The organism is Bradyrhizobium rifense (genome assembly GCF_008123425.1).
GTDB lineage: Bacteria > Pseudomonadota > Alphaproteobacteria > Rhizobiales > Xanthobacteraceae > Bradyrhizobium > Bradyrhizobium rifense.
This window is the reverse complement of the sequence record NZ_VSSS01000024.1, coordinates 20,073-44,907: the sequence shown is the minus strand read 5'-3', so window position 1 is coordinate 44,907 and position 24,835 is coordinate 20,073. Positions and strand designations below refer to the sequence as shown.

The 24,835-nt window shown below is 64.5% G+C and carries 25 protein-coding genes; 19 read left to right on the top strand and 6 right to left on the bottom strand.

Translation table 11 applies throughout. The annotated features are described in order from the left end of the window. Window positions 1-118: 118 nt before the first annotated feature. Window positions 119-754, bottom strand: a complete 636-nt coding sequence (locus FXB40_RS13980; RefSeq protein WP_148772770.1) for a helix-turn-helix domain-containing protein — start codon at window positions 752-754, stop codon at window positions 119-121. 205 nt (window positions 755-959) lie between these two features. On the opposite strand from FXB40_RS13980, the gene FXB40_RS13975 reads away from it, so the two are divergent. Genes FXB40_RS13975 through FXB40_RS13950 form a run of 6 tightly spaced genes read left to right on the top strand, consistent with a single transcriptional unit; the run spans window position 960 to window position 8,689 of the window. Beyond that, window positions 960-2,651, top strand: a complete 1,692-nt coding sequence (locus FXB40_RS13975) for a peptide ABC transporter substrate-binding protein (RefSeq protein WP_148772769.1) — start codon at window positions 960-962, stop codon at window positions 2,649-2,651. 27 nt (window positions 2,652-2,678) lie between these two features. Then, window positions 2,679-3,629 carry an ABC transporter permease gene (locus FXB40_RS13970; protein ID WP_148772768.1) on the top strand — a complete coding sequence of 317 codons (951 nt, stop codon included), beginning with the start codon at window positions 2,679-2,681 and terminating at the stop codon, window positions 3,627-3,629. 3 nt (window positions 3,630-3,632) lie between these two features. After that, window positions 3,633-4,508 carry an ABC transporter permease gene (locus tag FXB40_RS13965; protein WP_148772767.1) on the top strand — a complete coding sequence of 292 codons (876 nt, stop codon included), beginning with the start codon at window positions 3,633-3,635 and terminating at the stop codon, window positions 4,506-4,508. Between the two features lie 40 nt (window positions 4,509-4,548). Next, window positions 4,549-5,877: an NAD(P)/FAD-dependent oxidoreductase gene (locus tag FXB40_RS13960; RefSeq protein WP_148772766.1), complete on the top strand. Its 1,329-nt coding sequence runs from the start codon at window positions 4,549-4,551 to the stop codon at window positions 5,875-5,877. 7 nt (window positions 5,878-5,884) lie between these two features. Continuing rightward, a complete protein-coding gene (locus FXB40_RS13955) occupies window positions 5,885-6,811 on the top strand; it encodes a 2-hydroxyacid dehydrogenase (protein WP_148772765.1) in 927 nt (308 codons plus the stop codon). Window positions 6,812-6,820: 9 nt separating this feature from the next. Beyond that, complete coding sequence (locus FXB40_RS13950; protein ID WP_148772764.1) at window positions 6,821-8,689, top strand: ABC transporter ATP-binding protein; 1,869 nt, start codon at window positions 6,821-6,823, stop codon at window positions 8,687-8,689. On the opposite strand, the gene FXB40_RS13945 is transcribed toward FXB40_RS13950, so the two are convergent. Continuing rightward, window positions 8,686-9,543 carry a LysR family transcriptional regulator gene (locus FXB40_RS13945; RefSeq protein ID WP_246207600.1) on the bottom strand — a complete coding sequence of 286 codons (858 nt, stop codon included), beginning with the start codon at window positions 9,541-9,543 and terminating at the stop codon, window positions 8,686-8,688. The two genes, FXB40_RS13950 and FXB40_RS13945, sit on opposite strands and share 4 nt — an antisense overlap. 216 nt (window positions 9,544-9,759) lie before the next feature. On the opposite strand from FXB40_RS13945, the gene FXB40_RS13940 reads away from it, so the two are divergent. The 7 genes from FXB40_RS13940 to FXB40_RS13910 all read left to right on the top strand — a co-directional run bounded on the left by FXB40_RS13940 (window position 9,760) and on the right by FXB40_RS13910 (window position 15,477). Then, complete coding sequence (locus FXB40_RS13940; RefSeq protein WP_148772762.1) at window positions 9,760-10,725, top strand: agmatinase; 966 nt, start codon at window positions 9,760-9,762, stop codon at window positions 10,723-10,725. 44 nt (window positions 10,726-10,769) lie between these two features. Next, window positions 10,770-11,627, top strand: coding sequence for a transporter substrate-binding domain-containing protein (locus FXB40_RS13935; protein ID WP_148772761.1), 858 nt, complete (start codon window positions 10,770-10,772; stop codon window positions 11,625-11,627). Window positions 11,628-11,694: 67 nt separating this feature from the next. After that, the gene (locus tag FXB40_RS13930; RefSeq protein WP_148772760.1) at window positions 11,695-12,354 is read left to right on the top strand and encodes an amino acid ABC transporter permease; all 660 of its coding nucleotides are present in this window, start codon (window positions 11,695-11,697) and stop codon (window positions 12,352-12,354) included. A gap of 4 nt (window positions 12,355-12,358) precedes the next feature. Further along, entirely contained in the window at window positions 12,359-13,078 is a 720-nt protein-coding gene (locus FXB40_RS13925) for an amino acid ABC transporter permease (RefSeq protein WP_148772759.1), read from the top strand. Further along, window positions 13,078-13,890: an amino acid ABC transporter ATP-binding protein gene (locus tag FXB40_RS13920; protein ID WP_148772758.1), complete on the top strand. Its 813-nt coding sequence runs from the start codon at window positions 13,078-13,080 to the stop codon at window positions 13,888-13,890. Before FXB40_RS13925 ends, FXB40_RS13920 begins: the two co-directional genes overlap by 1 nt. Before the next feature lie 4 nt (window positions 13,891-13,894). Then, window positions 13,895-14,863, top strand: a complete 969-nt coding sequence (locus FXB40_RS13915; RefSeq protein WP_148772757.1) for an arginase family protein — start codon at window positions 13,895-13,897, stop codon at window positions 14,861-14,863. Between the two features lie 11 nt (window positions 14,864-14,874). Next, window positions 14,875-15,477: a DUF1989 domain-containing protein gene (locus FXB40_RS13910; RefSeq protein WP_148772756.1), complete on the top strand. Its 603-nt coding sequence runs from the start codon at window positions 14,875-14,877 to the stop codon at window positions 15,475-15,477. 15 nt (window positions 15,478-15,492) lie between these two features. Here the strand turns inward: FXB40_RS13910 and FXB40_RS13905 are convergent, their stop codons facing one another. Further along, window positions 15,493-16,716 carry a polyhydroxyalkanoate depolymerase gene (locus tag FXB40_RS13905; protein ID WP_148772755.1) on the bottom strand — a complete coding sequence of 408 codons (1,224 nt, stop codon included), beginning with the start codon at window positions 16,714-16,716 and terminating at the stop codon, window positions 15,493-15,495. Between the two features lie 178 nt (window positions 16,717-16,894). On the opposite strand from FXB40_RS13905, the gene FXB40_RS13900 reads away from it, so the two are divergent. Further along, window positions 16,895-17,551, top strand: coding sequence for a glutathione S-transferase family protein (locus tag FXB40_RS13900; RefSeq protein WP_148772754.1), 657 nt, complete (start codon window positions 16,895-16,897; stop codon window positions 17,549-17,551). Between the two features lie 280 nt (window positions 17,552-17,831). Here the strand turns inward: FXB40_RS13900 and FXB40_RS13895 are convergent, their stop codons facing one another. Beyond that, a complete protein-coding gene (locus tag FXB40_RS13895) occupies window positions 17,832-18,056 on the bottom strand; it encodes a hypothetical protein (RefSeq protein WP_027529381.1) in 225 nt (74 codons plus the stop codon). Window positions 18,057-18,239: 183 nt separating this feature from the next. On the opposite strand from FXB40_RS13895, the gene FXB40_RS13890 reads away from it, so the two are divergent. The 5 genes from FXB40_RS13890 (at window position 18,240) to FXB40_RS13865 (ending at window position 23,165) form a co-directional block, all read left to right on the top strand. Beyond that, window positions 18,240-18,590: a hypothetical protein gene (locus tag FXB40_RS13890; protein ID WP_148772753.1), complete on the top strand. Its 351-nt coding sequence runs from the start codon at window positions 18,240-18,242 to the stop codon at window positions 18,588-18,590. A 217-nt stretch (window positions 18,591-18,807) separates the two neighbouring features. Then, entirely contained in the window at window positions 18,808-19,641 is an 834-nt protein-coding gene (locus tag FXB40_RS13880; protein WP_148772752.1) for an AraC family transcriptional regulator, read from the top strand. Between the two features lie 136 nt (window positions 19,642-19,777). Continuing rightward, complete coding sequence (locus FXB40_RS13875) at window positions 19,778-20,704, top strand: SMP-30/gluconolactonase/LRE family protein (protein WP_148772751.1); 927 nt, start codon at window positions 19,778-19,780, stop codon at window positions 20,702-20,704. A gap of 195 nt (window positions 20,705-20,899) precedes the next feature. Further along, on the top strand, window positions 20,900-21,493 hold the full coding sequence (locus FXB40_RS13870; protein WP_148772750.1) for a GNAT family N-acetyltransferase: 594 nt from the start codon (window positions 20,900-20,902) through the stop codon (window positions 21,491-21,493). Between the two features lie 16 nt (window positions 21,494-21,509). Then, a complete protein-coding gene (locus FXB40_RS13865; RefSeq protein ID WP_148772749.1) occupies window positions 21,510-23,165 on the top strand; it encodes a GMC family oxidoreductase in 1,656 nt (551 codons plus the stop codon). 382 nt (window positions 23,166-23,547) lie between these two features. Here FXB40_RS13865 and FXB40_RS13855 read toward each other — a convergent pair whose 3' ends face one another. Beyond that, the gene (locus FXB40_RS13855; RefSeq protein ID WP_148772747.1) at window positions 23,548-24,390 is read right to left on the bottom strand and encodes an AAA family ATPase; all 843 of its coding nucleotides are present in this window, start codon (window positions 24,388-24,390) and stop codon (window positions 23,548-23,550) included. Window positions 24,391-24,483: 93 nt separating this feature from the next. Next, complete coding sequence (locus FXB40_RS13850) at window positions 24,484-24,729, bottom strand: GlsB/YeaQ/YmgE family stress response membrane protein (protein WP_148772746.1); 246 nt, start codon at window positions 24,727-24,729, stop codon at window positions 24,484-24,486. Window positions 24,730-24,835 lie beyond the last annotated feature (106 nt).

The window sequence follows — 24,835 nt, the reverse complement described above, 5'->3', positions numbered from 1 at the left end:
ACGTCAGCCGCGGAAGTCCGCTTTGTCAAAATGAGTCCGGCTCCCTGTGAGCTACAGACTCCCTGCGGCGGCGTCGAGGGCAATTTCCGGCGGTATCGGGGCGAGGTGTTGCCTTGGGTCAACCTGCCGGCGAATCGGTCTGGCGTAGCGTCGTGACCCAGATCACACGCGCCGCCTGCTGGGTCGGGTTGTCGAACATGTGCGGCACGATGCTCGGAAAACGAAAACTGTCGCCGGCCTCGAGCACATGGGCCTCGTTGTCGAGCCACAGCCGCAGGCTGCCGGAGAGGATGTAGCCGGCCTTCTCGCCGGTGTGCTGCAGGAAGTCGGTGCCCGACGAGGCGCCGGGATTGAGCGTGAGCTCGTAGAGTTCGAGCTGGCCCGTGCCTTCCGGCGTCAGCGCTTCCTTGACGACGCCGCTGGCGGTGAGCCGCAACAGGCGCCGGTTGTTCTTGCGCACGATGTAGCGCTGCACGTCGGCGGCGGGATCGCTGGTCTCGAAGAAATAGGAGATGGGGACGTCGAGCGCGATGCTGAGCAGGCGCAGCGTGCGGATCGACGGCATGGCGCGCGCCCGTTCGAGCTGGCTGATCATGCCGTTGGAGAGACCGGTCTTGTTGGCGACGTCCTGGATCGAGAGGCCGGCACGCTGGCGCAGCAGCCGCACGGTTTCGCCGAGCCGCTGGTCGATCGCATCGTCGGTCTCGGTCGTCGGCGCGTCCTTCGGACCGTTGGTGTTGCCGCGACCATCCATGTCGCTCTCCCGTGCATGACCTCACCGCCGGAATCGGCCGGCGCTGTGAAAAGGTCGCGCATCCTAGCAATCCGATTGACAGCTGTATTTAGTCATGATGAACTTTTGATCGAAAAATTTAGAAGCACTAAAGCCCACTCCTGTCCCTTTGCCGGGGTTTCGGGGGCGCGGGAGACGGTGCCGCGTGCGACAACGGAGAGTGGTCATGGCAGGCGACACCGGAAAGTTCGGCGTTGAGGCACTGCATCTCGGTAGTCCGAATCGCCGTCAGTTTGTCCAGCTCGGTGCGGGCGCCGCGGCGGGATGGAGCCTCGCAGGTAGCGCCTTTGCCCAGACCGAACGCCCGAGCAATCCGCCGGACAAGCCGCGCGGGCAGGTGATCGCGGCGCTGTCGCAGGAGCCGACCGTGTTTCATCCCTTGATGCCCTGCATCGAGGTCGATCAAGGCGTCTGGTACCAGGTGTTCTCGCTGCTCTGGTTCATCGACCCCGACGGCAATTTCATTCCCGATCTCGCCCGCGAAATCCCGACCGTGGAGAACGGCGGCCTGTCGGCCGACGGCCTGACCTGGAAGATCAAGCTGCGCAGCGACGTGAAATGGCACGACGGTACGGCCTTCACGGCCGACGACGTGAAGTTCTCGCTCGATCTGATCAACAATCCCGATTTCCGTACGCGCAGCCGCGTCGGCCACAGTCTGGTGAAGGACATCACGATCGTCGCGCCCGACGAGATCCACTGGCGCATGGAGGCTGCCTATTCGCCCTACATGTCGATCCTGGGATCGCTGACCTTCATCGTGCCAAAGCACATTCTGGAGAAGGTGTCCGACCCGAATTCGTCGCCGTTCCACAACGCGCCGGTCGGGACCGGACCGTTCCGCTGGGGCGAGCGCGTGCCCGGCGACCACATCCTGCTGAATGCCCACACCGGCTACCACGGCAAAGGGCCTTACGTCGAACGCGTCGTCTTCAAATACATCCCGGACCTCACCGTGCTCTACACGCAGTTCCGGACCGGGCAAGTCGACTACACAGGCATGCAAGGCATCCTGCCGAACTTCGTGCAGGAGGCGAAGACGCTGAAGGGCCGCAAGATCTTCGTTTCCTCGACCTCCTCGGTCGAGCATATCGCGCCCAATCTGGAATTCGGTCCCTTCGCCGATCGTGCGGTGCGCGAGGCGCTCTATCTCGGCATCAACAAGCAGGCGATCATCGATGCGCTCTATTACGGTCTGCCGACGCAGACCGAGAGTTTCGTGCCGCAACAGGCGTGGTCGTTCCAGCAGGGTCTGCCGCAACACAAATATGATCCGGCAAAAGCCAACGCGCTGCTCGATGCGGCGGGATGGGTTCGCGGCTCCGGCGGCATTCGCGAGAAGGGCGGCGTCAAGCTCGAATTCGCCAACTCGACGACCTCGGGCAATGCGGTGCGCGAGCAGACCCAGCAGCTCCTGATCCAGGACTGGCGCGCGATCGGTGCTGCGATGCGCGTCAACAACATGCCGGCCGCGGTGATCTGGGGTGACTTCTGGCAGCAGTCGAAATTCAATTCGGTGATCGTGGGCGTGAACTTCATGCTGGGTAGCGACCCCGACGTGACGCCGCGCTTCGGCTCCGGCGCCATTCCAGCCCAGGGCGGCCGCGGCTACAATACTTATCAGTACAAGAGCCCCGAGGCCGATCGCCTCCTGACCGAAGGCGCAAAGCAGTTCGATCTGGCGCAGCGCAAGACGACCTATGGCGATCTGCAAAAGCTGATCCGCAACGACCTCGCGATCCTGCCGCTGTTCCAGGCTTTCATTGCCGAGGGCGTCAAGGAGGGTCTGCAAGGCTTCCGGCCCAACATCAACACCTCGATCAATTGCTGGAACATCCGCGAATGGTACTGGGCCTGATGCGTCCGGCGCGCGGAATCGCCTGAGATGGCCCGTTACGTCGCCAATCGCCTGGCGCAGGCGATGATGCTGCTGGTGATCGTCTCGGCGATCGGCTTTGCCATTCTGCATCTTGCGCCTGGCGGCCCGCTCTCGCAATTTGCCGTGTCCGGGCAGATGACACAGGAGGATCTCGACCGCGTCACCAGGCAGCTCGGGCTCGATCGCCCGCTGCCGATCCAATATCTCGACTGGTTCGGCCGTATGCTCAAGGGCGATTGGGGCAAGTCGTATCGCGACGGCGAGACGGTGCTAACCGTGATCTCGTCGCATCTCGGCGCCACCCTCGAGCTGATGGCGACGGCGACCATCATCGCAGTCCTGCTCGGCTGCTGGATCGGCATAATCGGCGCGCTGCGCCGCTATTCGCTGTTCGATACGCTCGCAACCGTCGGCGCCATGATCGCGCTGTCGATCCCGACCTTCTGGTTCGGCCTCGTCACGATCTACGTGTTCTCGGTGAAGCTCGGCTGGCTGCCGGCCGGCAACCGCGAGACGGTCGGTGATGGGTCTTTCCTCGATCTCATGCATCATCTGATCGCGCCGGCTTTGGTGCTGGCGCTGGTCGAGACCGCGATGTGGGGCCGCTTCATGCGCTCCTCCATGCTGGAGGTCATCAACCAGGACTACATCCGCACCGCGCGCGCCAAGGGCATGCCGGAATGGCGGATCCTCACCGTGCACGCCCTTCGCAACGCGCTGCTGCCGATGATCACGGTCGCGGGCCTCCAGTTTCCGACGCTGCTCGGCGGCGCGCTGGTGGCGGAGACCGTGTTCACCTGGCCCGGCATGGGCCGTCTGTTCCTCGATTCCATCGGCTATCGCGACTATCCGGTGGTGATGGGCATCCTGATGTTCTCGGCGATGATGGTGCTGATCGGCTCGCTGCTGGCCGACATCTTCTATGCCGTCGTCGATCCGCGCATCCGGGTGGGCTAGGCGATGACGAGCGCGGCCCTCTCCACCGTCCATCTTACGCCCGGCCAGGCTGCCTGGCGGCGATTCCGCCGTCACCGGCTCGCGCTTGCGGGTGCGGTGATCATTCTGGTTCTCGTGCTCGGCTCGGCACTCGGTCCCTACCTGCTGCCGTTCGACGACACCTATATCGACATCATGAAGCGGTTCGCGCCGCCGTTCTCGGGCGCGCACATTCTCGGCACGGACGAGCTCGGCCGCGACGTACTGGCGCGGCTGATGATGGGCGGACGGGTGTCGCTCTCGGTGGGTATCGTCGCGATGGTGATGGCGATGGCGGTCGGCATCGTCGTCGGCGCCTTCGCCGGCTTCTATGGCGGCGTGGTCGGCGCGGTGCTGATGCGGCTCGTCGATGCCGTGCTGTGTTTTCCGACGATCTTTCTCCTGCTTGCACTCGCCGCGCTCACCGAGCCCGGCCCCGTCACCACCACCGTGCTGATTGCGGCGACCGCATGGATGAGCGTTGCCCGCATCGTCGAGGCGCAGGTCCGTTCACTGCGCGAGCGCGAATTCGCGGTCGCAGCTCTCGCGTTCGGTTCGTCGAACCTGCGGATCATGTTCCGCGAACTGGTGCCCAACGCGATCGCGCCGATCGTGGTGGCTGCGACGCTCAACGTTGCCCAGGCGATCCTGCTCGAATCCTATGTCAGCTATCTCGGCTACGGCATCCAGCCGCCGGCCGCGAGCTGGGGCAACATGCTCAACAACGCGCAGATCTATCTCACTAGTGCGCCCTGGCTTGCGATTGCGCCGGGCCTCGCCATCACGCTGGCGGTGACGAGCTTCAACTTTCTCGGTGACGGCTTGCGCGACGCGCTTGATCCGCGAATGAACATCCCATGACGAGTAAGACCTCGATCGAACTGAAGTCCAGGAGTGTCCGATGTCCCCGCCGCTCAATCGTATAAATAGCGACGAACGCCTGCCGGGACAGGCGGACGTCGTCGTCATCGGCGGCGGCGTCATCGGCGTCTCCGCCGCCTATCATCTCGCGAAGAAAGGGCTTTCCGTCGCGCTGGTCGAGAAGGGGCATGTCGGTGGCGAGCAGTCGAGCCGCAATTGGGGCTGGTGCCGTCAGCAGGGCCGCGCGCGTGAGGAAATTCCGCTGGCGCGCGAAGCGCTGCTTCTGTGGGAGGACATGCAGAACGACGCCGGCGTCGATGCCGGCTTCCGCCGCACCGGCGTGCTGTTCCTGACCAAGAGCAAGGACGAGCTCGCGAGCTGGGAGCGCTGGGCGGCGGTCGCGCGCGAGATGCAGGTTCACTCGACCGTGCTGACGCCGGCCGAGGTCGCCGAGCGCATGCCGGGCAATACCGACAAATGGGTCGGCGGCCTGCACACGCCGAGCGACGGACGCGCCGAACCGTCGATGGCCGTGCCTGCACTCGCCGCCGCCGCGCGAAAACACGGCGTCACGATCCATCAGGGCTGCGCCGCGCGTGGGCTGGAGACGACCGGCGGCCGGGTCAGCGCCGTCGTCACCGAGAAGGGCACCATCCGCACGCAAGCCGTGCTGCTGTCGGGTGGCGCGTGGTCCTCGCTGTTCTGCCGCCGTCACGGCATCGAGCTACCGATCGGTCTCGTCAATGCCACGGCATGCCGGACCACGCCAGCGCCGGAGATTACTTCGGGCGCGCTCGGCACCGATCTCTATTGCATCCGCCGCCGCCTGGACGGCGGTTTCACGCTGGCGCTGCGCAACCGTGGCACGGTGGAGCTGTCGCCCGACCTGTTCCGCTACGCGCGCACCTTCTGGCCGACCTATCAGCATCGCAAGGGCGGACTGAAGCTGTCGTTCGGCAAGTCGTTCTTCGACCAGATCATGCGCGGCACCAACTGGAGCCTCGACAAGCCGTCGCCGTTCGAGACCGAGCGCGTGCGCGATCCCGAGCCCGACATGTCGCTGGTCAATGCCGCGCTGGCCTCGCTGATCAAGGCGAACCCGGAACTGAAGGACATCGAGATCGCGGAGGCCTGGGGCGGCACCATCGACTGCACGCCGGACACGATCCCGGTGATCTCGCCGGTCGACGCGCTGCCCGGATTCTTCCTTGCGACCGGCTTCTCCGGCCATGGTTTCGGCATCGGTCCTGCGGCCGGCAAGCTCGCCGCCGACATCGTGACCGGCGCAACGCCGCTGGTCGATCCCGCGCCCTACAGCCACAAGCGCATGATCGACGGCCGGCGGCTCGCGCCGGTCAGCCCGTTCTGAGGGCGGCATGACGGTTCTCTATAAGGCGAACATGGTGCGCGGCGCAGAGTGGGCGACCTTCTTCGCCGAGCGCGCGCCTGACGTGCCGTTCCGGGTCTGGCCCGATATCGGCGATCCCCAGGCGGTGCGCTATCTGGTGGCCTGGCAGCCGCCGGACGACATCGCGGCGACGTTCCCCAATCTCGAGCTGGTGTTCTCGGTCGGCGCCGGCGTCGATCAGTTCGACATCACAAAACTTCCGCCGCATGTTCCGCTCGTACGTATGATGGAGCCCGGTATCACCGAGCGCATGGTCGAATATGCCTGCATGTCGGTGCTCGCGCTGCATCGCGATCTCGTGCAGTTCATCGGCCAGCAGCGCGACCAGGTCTGGCGCGAGCTCTCCGTGACGCACACGAGCGAACGGCGTGTCGGTGTGATGGGACTCGGTCTGCTTGGTCAAGCCGTGCTTGAGCGGCTTAAATCGTTCGACTTTCCGCTGCTCGGCTGGAACCGTTCGCCGCGCAGCGTCGAAGGTGTCACCTGTTATGCGGGTGCGGAAGCCCTGCCGGATTTCCTGAGGCAGACCGACATTCTCGTCTGCCTGCTGCCGCTGACATCGGAGACGCGCGGAATCCTCAACGCAAGATTGTTCGCGCGTCTGCCGCGCGGCGCGCGGCTGCTCAATGTCGGGCGCGGCGGGCATCTGGTCGAGGGCGACCTGATCGCGGCACTGGACGGCGGCGTGCTGTCGGCCGCCGTGCTCGACGTCGCCGAACCTGAGCCGCTGCCCGCGGGCCATCCGTTCTGGAGCCATCCGCGCGTTCTTCTGACGCCGCACATCGCCAGCACGACGAAGCCGGAAACGGCGGTCGACTACGTGCTCGACACCATCGCACGCCACCGCCGCGGCGAGCCCCTGCCGGGGCGTGTCGACCGTGATCGTGGCTATTAGGTTCTTCGCATGAGCATCGGCGCAAGCAGACCGGACCAGATCGTTGCCGAAGCACAGTCGCCCGTGCTGTCTGTTGCGGGTCTCACCACGTCCTTCCTACGCGAGCGGCAATGGATCCCGGTCGTCCGCAACATCTCCTTCGATGTCGCGCCCCGCGAAACCGTCGCGATCGTCGGCGAGTCCGGTTCGGGCAAGAGCGTCACCGCGCTCTCGATCATGCGGCTCATTCCCAAGGAGAGCGGCCGTAGCGAGGGCCGTATCATGCTCGCCGGCCGCAATCTGCTGACGCTGCCCGAAGCTGATATGAAGGACATCCGCGGCAACGACATCGCGATGATCTTCCAGGAGCCGATGACGAGCCTCAATCCGGTGCTCACGATCGGCTTCCAGATCGCGGAAGCGCTGATCCAGCATCGCGGCCTGTCGCGCGCGGCGGCGGAAGCCGAGACCGTCAGCCTGCTCGACCGTGTCCGTATCCCTGCGGCAAAATCGCGCTTCCACGAGCATCCGCATCGTTTCTCAGGAGGCATGCGCCAGCGCGTGATGATCGCGATGGCGCTGGCCTGCAAACCAAAACTCCTGATCGCGGACGAGCCGACCACGGCGCTCGACGTCACCATCCAGGCGCAGATCTTGCAATTGCTGAAGGAGCTTCAGCAGGAGGAGGGGATGTCGATCCTCTTCATCACCCACGACATGGGCGTGGTCGCGGAGATCGCTGATCGTACCGTGGTGATGTATGGCGGGCAGGCGGTTGAGACCGACGCGACGTCGCGCATCTTCGCCGCACCCTCGCATCCCTACACGCGCGCACTGCTCGCGGCCGTGCCGCGGCTCGGCTCGATGGACGGCCGGACGCGGCCGATGCGCTTTCCCATCGTCGACAAGGTCACGGGCACCTCGGACGAATCGGCGGAGACGCCGGACACGGTGTCGAGCGCCGAGCGTCCGCTGTTGGAGGTGTCAAATCTCACCACGCGATTTCCGATCCGCTCGGGCCTGTTCGGCAAGATCTCGGGCCGCGTCCACGCGGTCGAGAACATCTCCTTCACCTTGCGCGCCGGTGAGACGCTGGCGCTGGTCGGTGAATCCGGCTGCGGCAAGTCGACCACGGGCCGTTCGATCCTCAAGCTGACCGAACCGGACGCCGGCAGCGTCTTGATCGACGGCCAGGATGTGCTGGCCATGAGTGGCCGCACCTTGCGCGATTTCCGCAAGCACATGCAGATCGTGTTTCAGGATCCGTTCGCGAGCCTCAATCCGCGCATGTCGGTGGGAACGGCGATCGCAGCGCCACTGCTGGCCAATGGCCTCGCGACAGCGTCGCGGGCGCGCGACAAGGTCGCCGACCTGCTCGAGCGCGTCGGCCTCACCGCCGACATGGCCGCACGCTTTCCACACGAATTCTCTGGTGGCCAGCGCCAGCGCATCTGCATCGCGCGCGCGCTCGCGCTCGGACCAAAATTGATCGTCGCGGATGAGGCTGTCTCCGCGCTCGACGTCTCGGTCAAGGCGCAGGTCGTCAATCTGATGCTCGATCTTCAGGCCGGCATGGGACTGGCCTATCTCTTCATCTCGCACGACATCGCGGTGGTCGAGCGGATGAGCCATCGCGTCGCAGTAATGTATCTCGGCGAGATCGTCGAGATCGGTCCGCGTGCGGCATTGTTCGGCAATCCGCAGCATCCCTACACCGAGAAGCTGATGGCTGCCGTTCCCGTGCCCGATCCCGCGCGCCGCGGGACCAGGCGCGAGGTCGCAAACGACGAGATCAGAAGCCCGGTGCGCGCGCCCGACTATCAGCCGCCAGCGCGGCAATATCGTGAAGTCTCGCCCGGCCATGCCGTGCAGGTCTGGGGCGAGGAGTGGTCGGCTTAGTTCGTGCTCTGCGGCTCGGTCAGCAGCTTAGTCAGCAATCGGCCACTCGGTGGAAGTGGCCGGTTGATCGCCGACACCAGCGAGAACTGGGTCATGTAGCGAAACGCCTCGGCACCCGACACTTCCTCCAATGGATGGATCGGTCTTAGCATCTCGACATAATGCGTCGGCAGGAAGCCAACAAACCCGCCACCGACCAGCATTGTCGCGACCGCCTCGAGCCCGAAGGCAACGGCATGTTGCTTGATGTGAAGCCGCCGCGCGAGATTTTGCGTACGTCGATCGTTTGTCCGCGTCACTACAACCACACCGCCGTCGCGCAAATCGTCGAGCGCAAGCGGCGCCGCTGCCGCCGTGTAAAGCCGGAACTCCTCGGTGAACAGCGAGACGTATTCGAGCTTGCCGTTGACGGCCGGCTGTCCGCTGATGGCCAGATGCAGTCGTCGCTCCAGTACGTCGTCGACGAGCGCACTCGGCAGGCCGATCGCAACGTTCAGGGTGACATTGGGGGCGGCAGCGCGAAACCGAGCCAGCGTGTCCGCCAACCGGCAGTGCGGGTTGGACAGGCAGTTGTCGGCGATGCCAATCTTCAGTTCGCCCGACAGGAGGTTGCGGGCGAGATTGAGCTCGTGGTGCACCATTTCAAGCGCGTCACAGGCCGCGATGCTGGCCGATAGGGCCCGTTGCCCGAAATCAGTCAGTTCGAACCCGGAAGGACCGCGAAAACAGAGCCTGCTGCCGAGGCGCGTTTCCAGCGCGAGTAAATGCCGGCTGATGGTCGATCGCTCCATCCCGAGCTGGGCCTCCGCTGCGGTCAAGCCGCCCGCTTCGGCGACGGCGCGAAAGATGCGCAACAGCCTGAGATCGCTCTCCGTGAGCTGCGGAACGGGTGCCGACGGGACGTGCTTCATGTTGCGGTTCCTACAAGCATGGTTTCGGGAAACGTCATTCCGGGCGCTATTCGGTCCGCGTTAGCGTCGCTGAACATCTGAGCGATGCGCAGACCGGTTGCCTGGCGGCCGGATGCCGATTTGCTCGGCAAGACCAACCTGCTGTGACCTGGAGGACCTATGGTTCTGCCTCTGACGGTGCCGCCTTCTCTCAAGCACCAGAGCCTGCTCTGGTCGCCAATTTGCACCGATCTCGACGCTCTCGACGCGCACATTGCCATCCTCGGCATTCCCTACGGCAGCGCCTACGATGCCGCCGCGATCACTAACGACCAGTCGAAGGCACCTGATGCCGTCCGTTCGGTCACCGATCGCATCTGTCGCAGCCTGGAGCGCTACGATTTCGACGTCGGCGGCCCGATCTATGGCGGACGTGCCTTGAAAGTGGTCGATGTCGGCAACGTGCCCGCCGACATGACCGATCTCCGCAGCCACTCCATCCGCGCCGAACAAGCGGTAAGCAAGATCCTTGCCGCGGGCGCCATGCCCATCACGATCGGCGGCGACCATGGCATTCCGATCCCGATCCTGCGTGCCTTCAAGGGCCATGGTCCGATCACGCTGATCCAGGTCGATGCCCATATCGACTGGCGCGATGAAGTGAACGGCGTTCGCGATGGCCTCTCGAGCCCGATCCGGCGGGCCTCGGAGATGTCCCACATCGGCGAGATCTTCCAGATCGGTATTCGCTCATCCGGCAGCGCGCGACCCGAAGAGGTCGAGGCGGCGGCAGCCTATGGCGCCAACATTATTCCGGCCTTCGAGGTGCACGACAGGGGCATGGACTCGGTGCTTGAGCGGATTCCGGAGGGCGGCCAATATTACATCACGATCGACGCCGATGGCCTCGATCCGACCGTGATGCCTGCCGTCGAGGGCCCGGCTCCGGGCGGCCTCACCTTCCATCAGGTCCGCAAGCTCATCCACGGCCTGGTGCGCAAGGGGCGGGTGGTCGGCATGGACATCGTGGAGATCACGCCATCCATCGACGTCAACATGATCACCTGCATCACGGCCGGCCGCCTGATCGTGAATCTGATCGGCGCGGCGGTGAGGGCGAATTATTTCGACGCGCCGCCTGCCTGAGGCGGCGGCAACCTTTGCGGACATCGACAACGAAGGGATCAGCCATGCGGAAGACCAATCGCACGATATTCGGCGTTCTGGCGGGCAGCGCCTGTCTCGCGCTGGTCGCGAGCGAGCCTGCCTTCGCCGAGACGACGCTGGACAAGATCAAGCGGACCGGTGAACTGACGGTCGGCACCGAAGCGGCCTTTCCTCCTTTCGAATTCGTCAAGGATGGCAAGATCGTCGGCTATGGTTCCGATATTCTCGCCGAAGTGGTCAAGGAACTCGGCGTCAAGAAGCTGAACCAGCTCGACCTGCCCTGGCAGGGCATCCTGCCGGGTGTGCTGGCCGGCAAGTTCGATTTTGTCGCCACCACGGTCGGCATCAACGCGGAACGCGCCAAGCGTTACGCCTATACGATGCCGATCGCCGATGGCGTGCCCTACGCCATGAAGCGCAAGGGCGACAAGCTCACCAAGGTGGAAGACCTCAACGGCAAGGTGGTCGCAACCCAACTTGCGTCGTCAACCGAACCGGTCGCTCGTGCGCTCGATGCCAAGCTGAAGGCCGCGGGGGGAACGGGCTTCAAGGACCTGAAGCTCTTCACCGCTTTCCCCGAAAGCTACGTGGCCCTCGCCAGCGGCGAAGCCGACGCCGTGATCCAGTCGCTGCCGAGCCTTGCCGCGCTGGTCAAGGAGAAGCCTGACGTCTTCGAGTTGCTGGCGCCAACGCCTCAGGACGGCGGATACTCCTATCTCGCCTGGGTGACGCGGCCTGACGACAAGGATCTGCGGGACGCCATTTCCGCGGTGATCCGCAAGATGCGCGACGATGGCCGCCTCGCGACCCTTCAGAAGAAATGGTTCGGTTTCGAGATGACGATCCCGGATCAAGGCTATCTGCCGCCCGGGGCAATGTAGCCGATCGACGTGGTGACCGAGGGGTAACGGCGAGACCAGGCATCTTGCGACAGGAAAGGCCCGTGCCATGGGCTTCAAGCTCAACTACCTGCTGTCGATCCTGCCCCGTCTGATCGGTGCGGCGGCCGTGAACATCCGGCTGGCTGTCATCATCATGCTGTTCGCCCTTGCGCTCGGCACGGCGTTGACCATCGTCCGCTCGCTGAAGATCGTTGCCGTCAACGCGTGCATCGCCGTCGTCATCAGCTTCGTGCGCGGCACGCCGCTCCTGATCCAGATCTTCATCGCCTATTACGTGCTTCCGGCGGTCGGTCTCGACCTCTCGCCGGAAGTGGCGGGCGTCTCGGCCATCGCCTTCAACAGCATGGTCTTCGTCAGCGAGAGCATGCGCGGCGGCCTCGCCACCATCGATGCCGGTCAGATCGAGGCGTCGACGGCGCTCGGGCTGCCACCGCACGCCATCTGGCTCAAAGTGGTGCTGCCCCAGCTGTTCCGGCGCATCGTACCGGTGCTGATCAACGAAGCGACGATCGTCGTGAAGGGTACCGCGCTTCTGTCGGTCATCACCGTCGTCGACGTGCTGCGCACGGCGCAGCAGATCGCCAGTGCCAGCTATCGGCCGTTCGAGACCATGATCGGCTCGGCGCTCGTCTTCCTCGTCATCAATCTCGTCATCAGCCTGTCCGGCAGGGTGGCGGAGAGCCGCTTCGCTGCGGCGCGGGTCTGAGGCGATGCATTTCGATCCCGCCGTTCTGGTCGACTATTGGCCGCTACTCCTGCAAGGTGCGTGGCTGACGCTCCAGGTCTCGGTTGCGGCGCTCGTGATGGGCTATGTCGCGGGGATTGCGGTTGCCTTGATTGCGCTCGTGCCGGGTTGGCTGCCGGGACTCGTCACGGGCTGCTATGTCGAAACCCTGCGCAACATCCCCTTCATCATCATTCTCTTCGTCGTCTATTATGGATTGCCGTTTTGCGGTATCCGGCTGCCGGCGACCCTGGTCGGGACCACAGCACTCGCGCTGTTCGCCAGCGCCTATTATGCCGAGATCGTGCGTGCTGCGATTCTCGCATTGCCGCGTGGCCAGTTCGAAAGCGCGCGCGCCATCGGCATGTCTCCGATGAGCGCGATGTGGCATGTGGTAGCGCCACAGATCCTGCGCGCCCTGGTGCCGCCATCCACCAACATGACGCTGACCATGATGAAGGAGTCGTCCGTCCTGTCCTCCATCACTGTGCCGGAGCTCACCTACCAGAGCCTCGTGGTGCAGGGAAACACCTTCGCTCCCTTCGAGGTGTTCGCAGCCGTGGCCTCGATCTACTGGCTGATCGCGGTCGTCATCGCGGAGGCATCCAGGCGACTGGAGCGCAGGGTCGGTGCCGTGCAGGCCGAGGCCGTCAGCCGCAACCGCATCGCCGACCGCTATCTCTCGCTGGTGGCCAGGAGGACGTGATGAGCGCTCCCCCCGTCCTCCGCGTCTCCAACCTGACCAAGCGCTTTCACGGCGTCACCGCGCTCGACAAGGTGTATCTTGACGTGCATGCGGGTCAGATCGTGGCGCTGATCGGTCCGAGCGGGTGCGGAAAGAGCACCCTGTTGCGCTGCCTGACCTGGCTCGAGCAACCCGACGATGGCTTCATCGAGGTGGCGGGCAAGCCGTTGGGGCGCGAATTGATGCCGGGCGGCGTCGTGCGCCGCCAGAACCGCCGGCAGATCGACGCCTTGCGCCCGCAGGTCGGCATCGTCTTCCAGCAGTTTCATCTCTGGCCGCACATGACCGCGCTCGAGAATGTGGTCCGGCCACAGACCGTGGTGCTGGGCCGGCCGCGGGACGAAGCGACGCGGCGCGGTATCGAATTGCTCACGCGGCTCGGGCTCGCCGACCGGATGGACCGCCACCCGCATGCGCTCTCCGGCGGACAGAAGCAGCGCGTGGCCATTGCGCGAGCGCTGGCGATGGATCCGGCCCTGATGCTGTTCGACGAGCCGACCTCGGCGCTCGATCCGGAGCTGGTCGGTGAGGTACTCGCCGTGCTGCGCGCGCTGGCCGGTACCGGCATGACCATGCTGGTCGTCACGCATGAAATCGGCTTCGCGGCGAGCCTCGCCGACCGCATTGCCTTCATGGACCACGGACGCATCCTGGAGGAGGGGCCGGCGCGCGACATCATGGCCGCGCCGAAAGAGCCGCGCCTTCGCAACTTTCTCGACCTGGTGCGGGCGGACCACCGCATCGTCACGACTACAGTCACCCCCACGGAGTAGCGCCATGCCTCGCGTCAACCGTCCCTATGTCGGGATCCCGTCCTTCCTGCGTTCGCGAATCTGCGAGGATCTGTCCACGCTGGACGCGGCCATTGCCGTACTCGGCGTGCCTTTCGACGAGGGCTCGCCGTTCATGCCGGGCAGCCGCCTTGCGCCGCGCGCACTGCGCGAGCATTCACTGCGCTTCTACGGCAGCGGCGAAGGTTACTACGATCCGGAGACCCGGCGCGAATATCTGGTCGAGGAAATGTCGAAGGGCCTGATCGCCGACGTCGGCGATGTCGATATTCACCCGGCCAACGCGCCTCGCACCTTCGAGAACATCACGGCCATGGTGCGCGGGATCCTTGAGCGCGGCGCGCTACCGGTGGTGCTCGGCGGCGATCATTCGATTACCTATCCGATCTTCCGTGCCTTCCAGGAGAAGCTGCACGTCATCCATTTCGACGCGCATACCGATTATGCGCCGTTCGAGAACGACCTGACCATCACCAACAGCCATGCCTTTCGCCATATCGCCGGCATGGACAACACGCTCAGCCTGACGCAGGTCGGCATTCGCAGCCTGCGTCATTCGCCGGCGCAGGTTGAGGAGGTGATCGCCGGTGGCAACCGTGTCATTCCGATGGGCGAGTTCCGTCAGATCGGTCCGCAAGGGATCGCCGATCTGCTGCCCGCGGGCTCACGGGTGTACGTCAGCATCGACGTCGACGCTATGGACATGTCGCTGGTTCCAGGCTGCGTTTCGGCTGAGCCCAATGGACTGACGTATCCCGAGCTACGCGACAGCCTGAAGGCGATTGCCGAGAGGCACGATATCGCGGGCTTCGACTTCGTCGAGGTCAATCCGCCGCTCGACGTCGGCACCGGCGTCACCGCCTACCTTGGCGCGCTGACCGTCATCGAATTCCTGGGCCACATCTGCGCCCAGCCGCGCTGGGCAGCCCGCCGCAGCGCTCGTCTCGCCGCTTGAAGGAGGGCATCATGACTGGAACACTCGACGTCATCCCGGCCACGCGCGGCAAAGCCGTTCGGCTGGGCAAGGGGCAGGCCGTCCAAATCATCAACACCCATGGTTCTCAGGTCGTGGACACCTGGGCGTTCTGCATCGGGGATCTCGGACACCATATGTCGATGGAGCACACAAGGGTCGAGAACGGCCGGTTGATGCCAGCCGCCGGCCAGACGCTCTTCACCAATAAACGGGAACCGATTCTGGTGCTGGAGCAAGACACATCGCCCGGCATCCACGACACCCTGATGGCGGCGTGCGACCGCTGGCGCTATGAGCATCTGGGTTGCACGGACTATCACCGCAACTGCGCCGACAACATGGTCGAGGCCCTGGACGAGATCGGCGTGAAGGCGAGCCATGTACCGCAGCCGCTCAACCTGTTCATGAACATCCCGGTCAACGGCGATCTCAGCCTGACGCAGGGCGAGCCTGTCAGCAGGCCAGGCGACTATGTGGTGCTGCGGGCTCTCCGGGATTGCTACGTGGTCTTCTCGGCCTGCCCGCAGGATATCACACCGATCAACGGCGCCGGGCGCAAGCCGACCGCCGCGCATATCCGGCTGGTCACTTGAAATCGACGCAGCGCCTCACGAATTGACGTGCACGAAATCCCGCAGCAGCGGATAGATCTCGTTATTCCAGCGCTTGCCCGAGAATACGCCGTAATGGCCGACGCCGGCCTGCATGTGGTGGACGCGGCGATAGGCGCGCACGCCGGTGCAGAGGTCTTGCGCGGCGAGCGTCTGGCCGATCGAGCAGATGTCGTCCTTCTCGCCCTCGACCGTCATCAGGCCCATGCGGCCGACGGCCTTGGCGTCCACCGGGCGGCCGCGATGCATCAGCTTGCCTTGCGGCAGCAGATGCTCCTGGAACACGTCGCGCACAGTCTCGATGTAGAACTCGGCCGGCAGGTCCATCACGGCGAAATATTCGTCGTAGAAGGTCTTGATGCTGGCGGCCTTCTCCTTCTCGCCCTTGGCGATGTGGTTGGCGAGATCCATGTGCTGCTTGATGTGGCGCTCGAGATTCATCGAGACGAACGCGGTGAGCTGCACGAAGCCGGGATAGACTTTCCGGAGCGCGCCGCGGCACTGCACCGGCACGTAGTTGATCAGGTTCTGCTCGAACCATTCGATCGGCTTGCTCTTGGCGAAGTCGTTGACCTTGGTCGGCTGGATGCGCGTGTCGATCGGCCCCGCCATCAGCGTCAGCGTCGCCGGCCGCGAAGGGTGATTGCCCTCGCACATGATCGCGGCGGCCGCGAGCGCCGACACCGACGGCTGGCAGATCGCCACCATGTGCGGGCGCGGACCCAATTGTCCCAGGAAGTCGATGAGATGCTCGGTGTAGTCGTCGAGCCCGAAGCGGCCTTCGCTGCGCGGGATGTCGCGCGGATTGTGCCAGTCGGTGATGTAGACGTCGTGGTCCTGCAGCAGCGTCTTCACGGTGCCGCGCAGCAGCGTGGCAAAATGGCCGGACATCGGCGCCACCAGCAGCATGCGCGGCTGCTCGGTCATGCCGTCCTTCTTGAAGTGCAGCAGCGAGCCGAACGGCGTCGCGTAGGCGACCTCCTCGGTCACGCCGATTTCGCGATCGCCCACCATCACGCTGTCGATGCCATAGGCCGGGCGATGGTAAGTGAGGGTGGAGCGCGAGATCAGCTCAAGCGCCGCCGAGAGTCGGCCGACCACCTGATCCGACATGCCCTGCGGCACCAGATGGAGGAATTTGAGCGCGGACGAGGCGCCTGCCCGCCACGGCGCCGTCAGGTCCATCTGGTTCTGAAAAGCCTGATAATACATCGACATCATACTGAAGCGCCCACCTGTCCGATGGTGCCATGCAATATCGGAGCCAGAAGCGCGTTGAGCCGCCCTCAAAATTGGCACGTCGCTTGCTGCTCATTTCGCAGGAAGCACAGGTGACGGGCACGCCCAGGCCGGGCGGCGTGCAAGTCACTGCAGGTCAAAGGCGTGAGGGAATAGCCCTATGGCGAAGGCGACACTGACCATCAGCAGCAAGAACTACTCGTCCTGGTCGCTGCGTGGCTGGCTGCTGACGAAGTTTTCCGGGCTCGATTTCGAGGAGATCGTCACCGCGCCCGATGACGCATCGGCGCGCGCCGAAATCCTGCTGCTGTCGTCCTCGATCCTGGTGCCCTGCCTGCGCCACGACGGCGCCACCGTCTGGGATACGCTCGCCATTGCCGAATATCTCAACGAGGTGATGCCGGACGCAGGGCTCCTGCCCGCGGACCGCGTCCAGCGCGCGCATTGCCGCTCGATCTGCGGCGAAATCCATTCCGGCTTCACCACGCTGCGCGCCTCGCTGCCGGTCAATCTGAAGGGGCATTTTCCTGGCTTCAAGATCTGGTCGCGTGCGCAGGCCGACATCGACCGGGTCTGGTCGATCTGGAGCGACTGTCTGGCGAAGTCGGGCGGCCCATTCCTGTTCGGCGAGACGCGCACCATGGCGGATGCGATGTACGCCCCCGTCGTGACGCGCTTCGTCACCTATGACGTGAAGCTCGAGCCCCGGTTGAAGGCCTATGCCGACACCATCATGGCAATGCCCGAAATGAAGGAATGGATCGCGGCGGCAAAGGAAGAGCCGGCCGAGATCGAGGAGCTCGAGGTCGAATATTAGGCAGGCGCTGCATGGCCCTGCCTGTTTTGGGGGCGGCGGCGGCCCGCGTCCTCGCCGACCTCTATGTCTTTGCCATCATTAACTTTTGGCGCCGGTAGTTGGCGAGCGCGGCACGTGCCCCGCGCAGATCTTGTGCGTCCCGGGAGGTCCGTGTCGACATCTAGCCGTGAACAGCCGCGTACGGGGCTAAACGGCTGATTCGGACGTGATTCGTTCGGGCCGCGTTCCGTTCGTTAAGGCAGAGCGCGGCCCCGTTGCATTTTGAGACAGACGCGCGCCGTCAGGCCACGCCCGAATGCTTCATGCGCGGCACGCGCCAGCCGATGACGGTGGCTTCCACCGGGACGCCGGCCGCGTCGTTCTGCCAGCGGCCCTCGACATAGCGGCAGGCGAACGGCAGTTGATACGTCCCGCTGTGGTCCTCACACAGTACTTCGACTGGCAGGCCAGGTGGCGGCTCTCCGGCGCCATCGAATTCCGCCAGACGTCTATCACGCGTTGCCATTCCAAAAATCTCCCCTAATCAAAGCTGCGGAAAGAGCGCCCACTTCTTCCGCGCGCGGTTCACTGCTCCCCGTCCGAGGGAACAACCCAAGCTCAACGCGAGAATGCGGTACGAGTGTGGTAGCTTCGGGAAGGCGCGCCCAATCGGCGCACATTGCCGTGATTAATTTGACGAGGAACCTGAATGCCGCGCACGCTCGCCGCCGTGTGTTTCGCCATGTTACCGCTCGTCGCGCGCACTCAGGCGCTGGCGCAGGACGTGCCCGGCATCGAGATCTGCACGGTCGAGAAGACCATGGAGCGGCGCACTAGCTGTCTGCAGAGCAATGTCGATTTTCTCCAGAAGACCATCACCAAGCTCAATCTCGATCACCAGCAGAAGATCGATGCCGCCAATCGCCAGATCGATGCGCTGAAGGTGACGCTCGTGGGCCTGCAGAAGACCGTCGGCGATCTCCAGGCGGCGCAGACGAAGCAGGCGGACGATCTGAAGAAGAAGCAGGACGCGCCGCCGCCGAAGGATGCGGTGAAATAAATGGTGCGGTGTTCCTACGCGGTGCGGTGCCGTAGGGTGGGCAAAGCGAAGCGTGCCCACGACCGCGGGCGATGATGCGATGGATGCTGGACACGGCGCCAATGCGCCTTTGCCAACCCTACGATTGCAGCGCCCGGGGGCTCGACCGCAATCCTGATCAAGCGAGGCGCGCGGTGACAGCGCATCATCGCCACGCTTCGAACGAGAGTCGCAACCCATGAACCCAGCCCAGCGCGCGCTCTGGTACATCGAGAGCCATCTGGCCGAGCCGATGACGCTCGACGAGATCGCTGCGATCGGTGGTGTGTCGCGGTTCCACATCGTGCGTGCGTTTGCCGCAGCCACCGGTCTGCCGGTGATGCGTTACGTGCGCGCACGACGGCTGAGTGAGGCGGCGCGCAGTCTTGCCAGGGGCGCGCCGGACATTCTGTCGCTGGCGCTGGAGGCGGATTACGGCTCGCACGAAGCATTCACCCGCGCGTTCCGCGACCAGTTCGGCACCACGCCGGAAGCAGTAAGGGCGGCGACGTGCGTCAATCATCTCACGCTTCAGGAGCCGATCCTCATGGATTCCACCATGCTCGACCATCTCAAAGCCCCGCGTTTCGAAACCGCAAAAGCCTTCCTCGTCGCCGGCCTCGCCGAGCGCATCACCTGCGACAACGGCGCGATGATTCCTGGCTTATGGCATCGTTTCCATCAGGAGGTTGCCGACATTCCGGAGCGCGTCGGCAACGTCGCCTATGGCGTGTGTTGCAACGGCGATGATTCCGGCAATTTCGATTACATCGCCGGCGTCGAGGTCGCCGACTTCTCCGATCTGCCGCGCGGGCTTGGCCGCATCCGCATTCCCGAGCGGCGCTATGCGGTGTTCACTCACACCGACCACGTCGCCTCGATCCGCAGCACCGTCAACACCATCTGGAATCAATGGCTGCCGGCCTCTGGCTTCAAAGCGGCGGACGCGCCGAACTTCGAGCGCTACGACGAGAAGTTCGATCCCGTGAGCGGCAATGGCGGCTTCGAGATCTGGGTGCCGGTGAGGGAGTAGCATTGCAACGCTGGCATACCATCCCGCTTGCTTGGCAAGGGGGACCTACTTTGTCATAACCGCAGGCAAATCTTGCGTGTGGGGCCCGTGCCGGACATCCCGTGCAAGCCATAACAAGCAGCCGGGAGGGTCCCACATGTCCAACGTTCGCGTTCTCGCCACCGACCTCGAATTTCCCGAAGGGCCGGTCGTGATGCCGGACGGCTCGGTCGTGCTGGTGGAAATCCGCGGCCAGCGCCTGACCCGCGTTTATCCCGATGGCCGCAAGGAGGTCGTCGCCAAGGTGCCGGGCGGCCCGAACGGCGCGGCGCTGGGCCCCGACGGCAAGATCTACATCTGCAACAATGGCGGCTTCTCCTGGCATCCGACCGGCAAGCTGATCATGCCGGGTCCGCAGCCGGACGATTATCTCGGCGGCTCCATTCAGCGCGTCGACCTGCAATCAGGCCAAATCGAGACCGTCGTCACCAGATGCGGCGAGCACGATCTGCGCGGGCCGAACGATCTCGTGTTCGACAAGCATGGCGGCCTGTGGTTCTCCGATCTGGGAAAACGCCGCGCGCGCGAGATGGATGTCGGCGGCATGTACTATCTCAAGCCCGGCATGAAGGAGATCGTCGAGGTCGTGCACGGCGTGTTGCCCGCCAACGGCATTGGTCTCTCGCCGGACGAGAACACCGTGTACATCGCGGAGACGCCCACCGGCCGGCTCTGGGCCTATGAGCTCTCCGCGCCCGGCACGCTCAAGCCACGCGAGGTGATCTATCGCGGCGAGCGGGGCAAGCCGATCTGCGGCCTCGGCGGCTACCAGATGTTCGATTCGCTCGCAGTGGAAGCCAACGGCAATGTCTGCGTCGCCACCCTCGTCTCCGGCTGCATCTCGGTGATCGCGCCCGATGGCACCCTCGTCGAGCAGGTCCCGACCGGCGACCGCGTCACCACCAATATCGCCTTCGGCGGCCCCGAGCTGAAGACCGCCTACATCACGCTGTCCGGCAACGGCGAGCTGATCGCAATGGACTGGCCGCGCGGTGGTTTGCCGTTGAATTTCCTGAATAAGTGAGCCAAGCCGTCATTGCGAGCGAGGCCAAGCAACCAACAGACCCTCACCCTGAGGAGCGCGCCCTTCGCACGCGTCTCGAAGGGCGAGGCCACCAGCCGGGCCTTCATCCTTCGAGACGCGCGTTCCGCGCTCCTCAGGATGAGGGACTGACAGTCTGGAGTGCCTCGCTGCACAATGACGTAAGGAGAGACCCAAATGCCCTGGCCTGATCCGATCACCCTGCGTGGACAGCACGCCCGTCTCGAGCCGCTGTCGAAAGAGCACCGCGAGGGGCTGGTGGAGGCCGTGAAGGACGGCGAGCTCTACACGATCTGGTACACTGCGATCCCGACGCCGGAGAACGTGGCCAAGGAGATCGAACGCCGCCTCGGCCTGCAGGCCGCGGGCTCGATGCTGCCGTTCACCGTGTTCGACGCCGGCGGCAAGATCGTCGGCCAAACGACTTACATGAACATCGATGCCGCCAACCGCCGCGTCGAGATCGGCTCGACCTGGTATGGCAAGAGCGCACAGCGCGGCCCACTCAACACGCAGTGCAAGATCCTGCTGCTGACCCACGCGTTCGAGACGCTGAACTGCATCGCGGTCGAATTCCGCACGCACTTCTTCAACCACCAGAGCCGTCGCGCCATCGAGCGCCTCGGCGCCAAGCAGGACGGCATTTTGCGCAGCCACCAGGTCGCGCCGAACGGCACTCTGCGCGACACCGTCGTGTACAGCATCACCGCCGCGGAATGGCCGACGGTGCGAACGCATTTGAATTATCAACTCAACGACAAGCCGCGCTAAAGGCGGCCGAGGTACCATGGATAGATTTGATTATGTGATCGTCGGTGCGGGCTCCGCCGGTTGCGTGCTCACCAGCCGGCTCAGCGAAGATCCCTCGACCAGCGTCTGCGTGCTCGAGGCCGGCCCGAGCGACTGGCATCCCTACATCCATCTGCCGGCGGGTTTCATCAAAACCTTCCACATGAAGAGCATCAACTGGGCCTACCAGCAGGAGGTCGGGCCCTACACCGGCGGCCGCAGCATCTACGCGCCGCGCGGCAAGACGCTCGGCGGCTCGTCCTCGATCAACGGCCACATCTACAACCGCGGCCAGCGCATGGATTTCGACACCTGGGCGCAGATGGGCAATCGCGGCTGGGGCTATGCCGGCGTGCTGCCGTACTTCAAGCGGCTGGAGAAGCGGGTCGGTGAGGGCGAGGATACCTATCGCGGCCGTGACGGCAACCTCACCGTCACCACCATGAACTGGCGCGATCCGCTCTGCGAAGCCTTCATGGAAGGCGCGGTCTCGCTCGGCATTCCCCGCAACCCCGATTACAACGGCGCGAAGCAGGAGGGCGTCTCCTACTGCCAGCGCACCATCGACAAGGGCCTGCGCGTCTCCGGCTCGACCGCGTTTCTGAAGCCCGCGATGAAGCGGCCGAACGTGCATGTGCACACCCATGCGCACGCGACCGAGATCATTTTCGAAGGCAGGCGCGCCGTCGGCGTGCGCTACGCCAAGGGCGGCCGCGACGGTACGCCGATCGAAGTGCGCGCCAACAAGGAAGTGATCCTGTCCGGCGGCACCTATAATTCGCCGCAGCTGCTCCAGCTCTCCGGCATCGGCTCGCCCGATTTGCTGAACGCCCACGGCATCCAGGTGCGCCACGCGCTGCCGGTCGGCGAGGGCCTGCAAGACCATTACGCGCCCCGAACGGTGGCGCGTGTCAAGGACATCAAGACCATCAACGAGCTCCGCCGCGGCTTCTCGCTGTGGATCGAGGCTCTGAAATGGGCGACGACGCGCCGCGGCCTGCTCTCGCTGTCGCCGACCATGGTCTATTGCTTCTGGCACTCCGGCGAGAGCGCCGACTCGTCCGACCTGCAGCTCACCTTCACCCCCGCGAGCTACAAGGAAGGCGTGCAGGGCCAGCTCGAGGACGAGCCCGGCATGACCGTCGCATCCTGGCAGCAGCGCCCGGAGAGCCGCGGCTATGTCCGCATCCGCTCAAGCGATCCGTTCGCGCCGCCGATCATCCAGACCAATTATCTCGACGCCGAGCTCGACCGCCGCGTCATCGTCGGCGGCATGAAGCTCGCGCGCAATCTGCTGAAGTCCGCGCCGCTGTCGCCCTACTACGCCTACGAGGATTTCCCGGGCCCCAACATCAACACCGACGACGAATTCCTCGCCGCCGCCACCGAACGCGGCACCACCACCTTCCACCCCGGCTGCACCTGCCGCATGGGCCCGGCGGATTCGACCTGGGCGGTGGTGGACGACCAGCTCCGCGTCCATGGGTTGGAGGGTCTCCGCGTGATCGATGCCTCCGTGATGCCGCGCATGATCTCGGCGAACCTCAATGCATCCACGATGATGATCGCGGATCGTGCCTCGGACCTCATCCGCGGCAAGGTGCCGATGGAAGCCGCGCGTATTCCGGAGGCCGCGGTGCACACAGCTGCGTAGGGTGGGCGAAGGCGCAACGCGCGGTGCCACCGTCGCTCCGCGGTCGCGATAGATGTGGTGGCACGCTTTCGCTTTGCCCACCGAGTTCCGTTTCGTGTCGCGTTGGGCAAAACACCGCACCTTGCTCCGTCATTGCCAGCGCAGCGAAGCAATCCAGAATCCCTCCGCGGGAAGACTCTGGATTGCTTCGCTGCGCTCGCAATGACGAATGGAGAGAGCGGCGTGCTCAAATCTCTCACCGTCACCCTGAGGTGGCCGCTTCTTCAGCGGCCCTCGAAGGGCGACGGCCCGGCTGTATCGGGGCCGTTCATCCTTCGAGGCTCCCCGTGAAGCGCGTTGCGCTTCACGGCTCGCGCCTCAGGATGACGGAGCCGATGGCCCCTCAAACTTCCCGTCTGCTCAAGAACGCCAGCCGCTCGAACAGATGCACGTCCTGCTCGTTCTTCAGCAGCGCGCCGTGCAGCGGCGGGATCAGCCTGCGCGGGTCGCGCTCGCGCAGTTGCTCGACGCTCATGTCTTCGTTGAGCAGGAGCTTCAGCCAGTCGAGCAGCTCGGACGTCGACGGCTTCTTCTTCAGGCCGGGCACCTCGCGCACCTCGAAGAAGATGCGCAGCGCTTCCTCGACCAGGCGCTTCTTGATGCCGGGGAAGTGGACGTCGACGATGCGGCCCATGGTGTCGGCGTCGGGGAACTTGATGTAGTGGAAGAAGCAGCGGCGCAGGAAGGCGTCTGGCAGCTCCTTCTCGTTGTTGGAGGTGATCATCATGATCGGGCGCTGCTTGGCCTTGATCGTCTCGCCGGTCTCGTAGACATGGAATTCCATGCGGTCGAGCTCGAGCAGGAGGTCGTTCGGGAATTCGATGTCGGCCTTGTCGATCTCGTCGATCAGGAGCACCGGGCGCTGCTCGGCCGCGAAGGCGTCCCACAGCTTGCCGCGCTTGATGTAGTTCTTGATGTCGGACACGCGGGCGTCGCCGAGCTGGCTATCGCGCAGGCGCGACACCGCGTCGTATTCGTAGAGGCCCTGCTGCGCTTTGGTGGTGGACTTGATGTGCCAGGTCAGCAGCGGCGCGTTCAGCGCCTTCGCCACTTCCTCCGCCAGCACCGTCTTGCCGGTGCCGGGCTCACCCTTGATCAGCAGCGGGCGCTCCAGCACGATCGAGGCATTGACGGCGACCTTGAGATCGTCGGTCGCAACATAGTCCTTGGTGCCGGTAAATTTCATCGCGCGTCCTGGTTGATCGTCGGCCGAGGCGCTGCCTCGGTCACGACATGGGAACGGCCGCTCATGGCGGCCGTTCCTGGTTCGGTCAGGCTTTCAGACCCGTTTTATCAGCGAAAGGATGACGAGCACAATCACTGCGCCAACCGTGGCGTCCAGGATCAAACCCAGCGTACCCGTGGCCAGCGCAATGCCGAGTTGCGGCAGCACCCAGCCTGCGACCAGCGCGCCGATGATGCCGACCACGATGTTGCCGATCAGGCCAAATCCCGCCCCGTGGACAATCTTGCCGGCAAGCCAGCCGGCGATGGCACCAATGATCAGTGCTGCGAGAATTCCCATTGCAAACGTCCCCAAAACAACCCTGTGAGGCGGTCAATTCTAGAGCAAAAAGCCCACCGGTCCAGCGTGCAGCGCCGGTCTCCGCCCCTTGACGTTCGCCACCCGA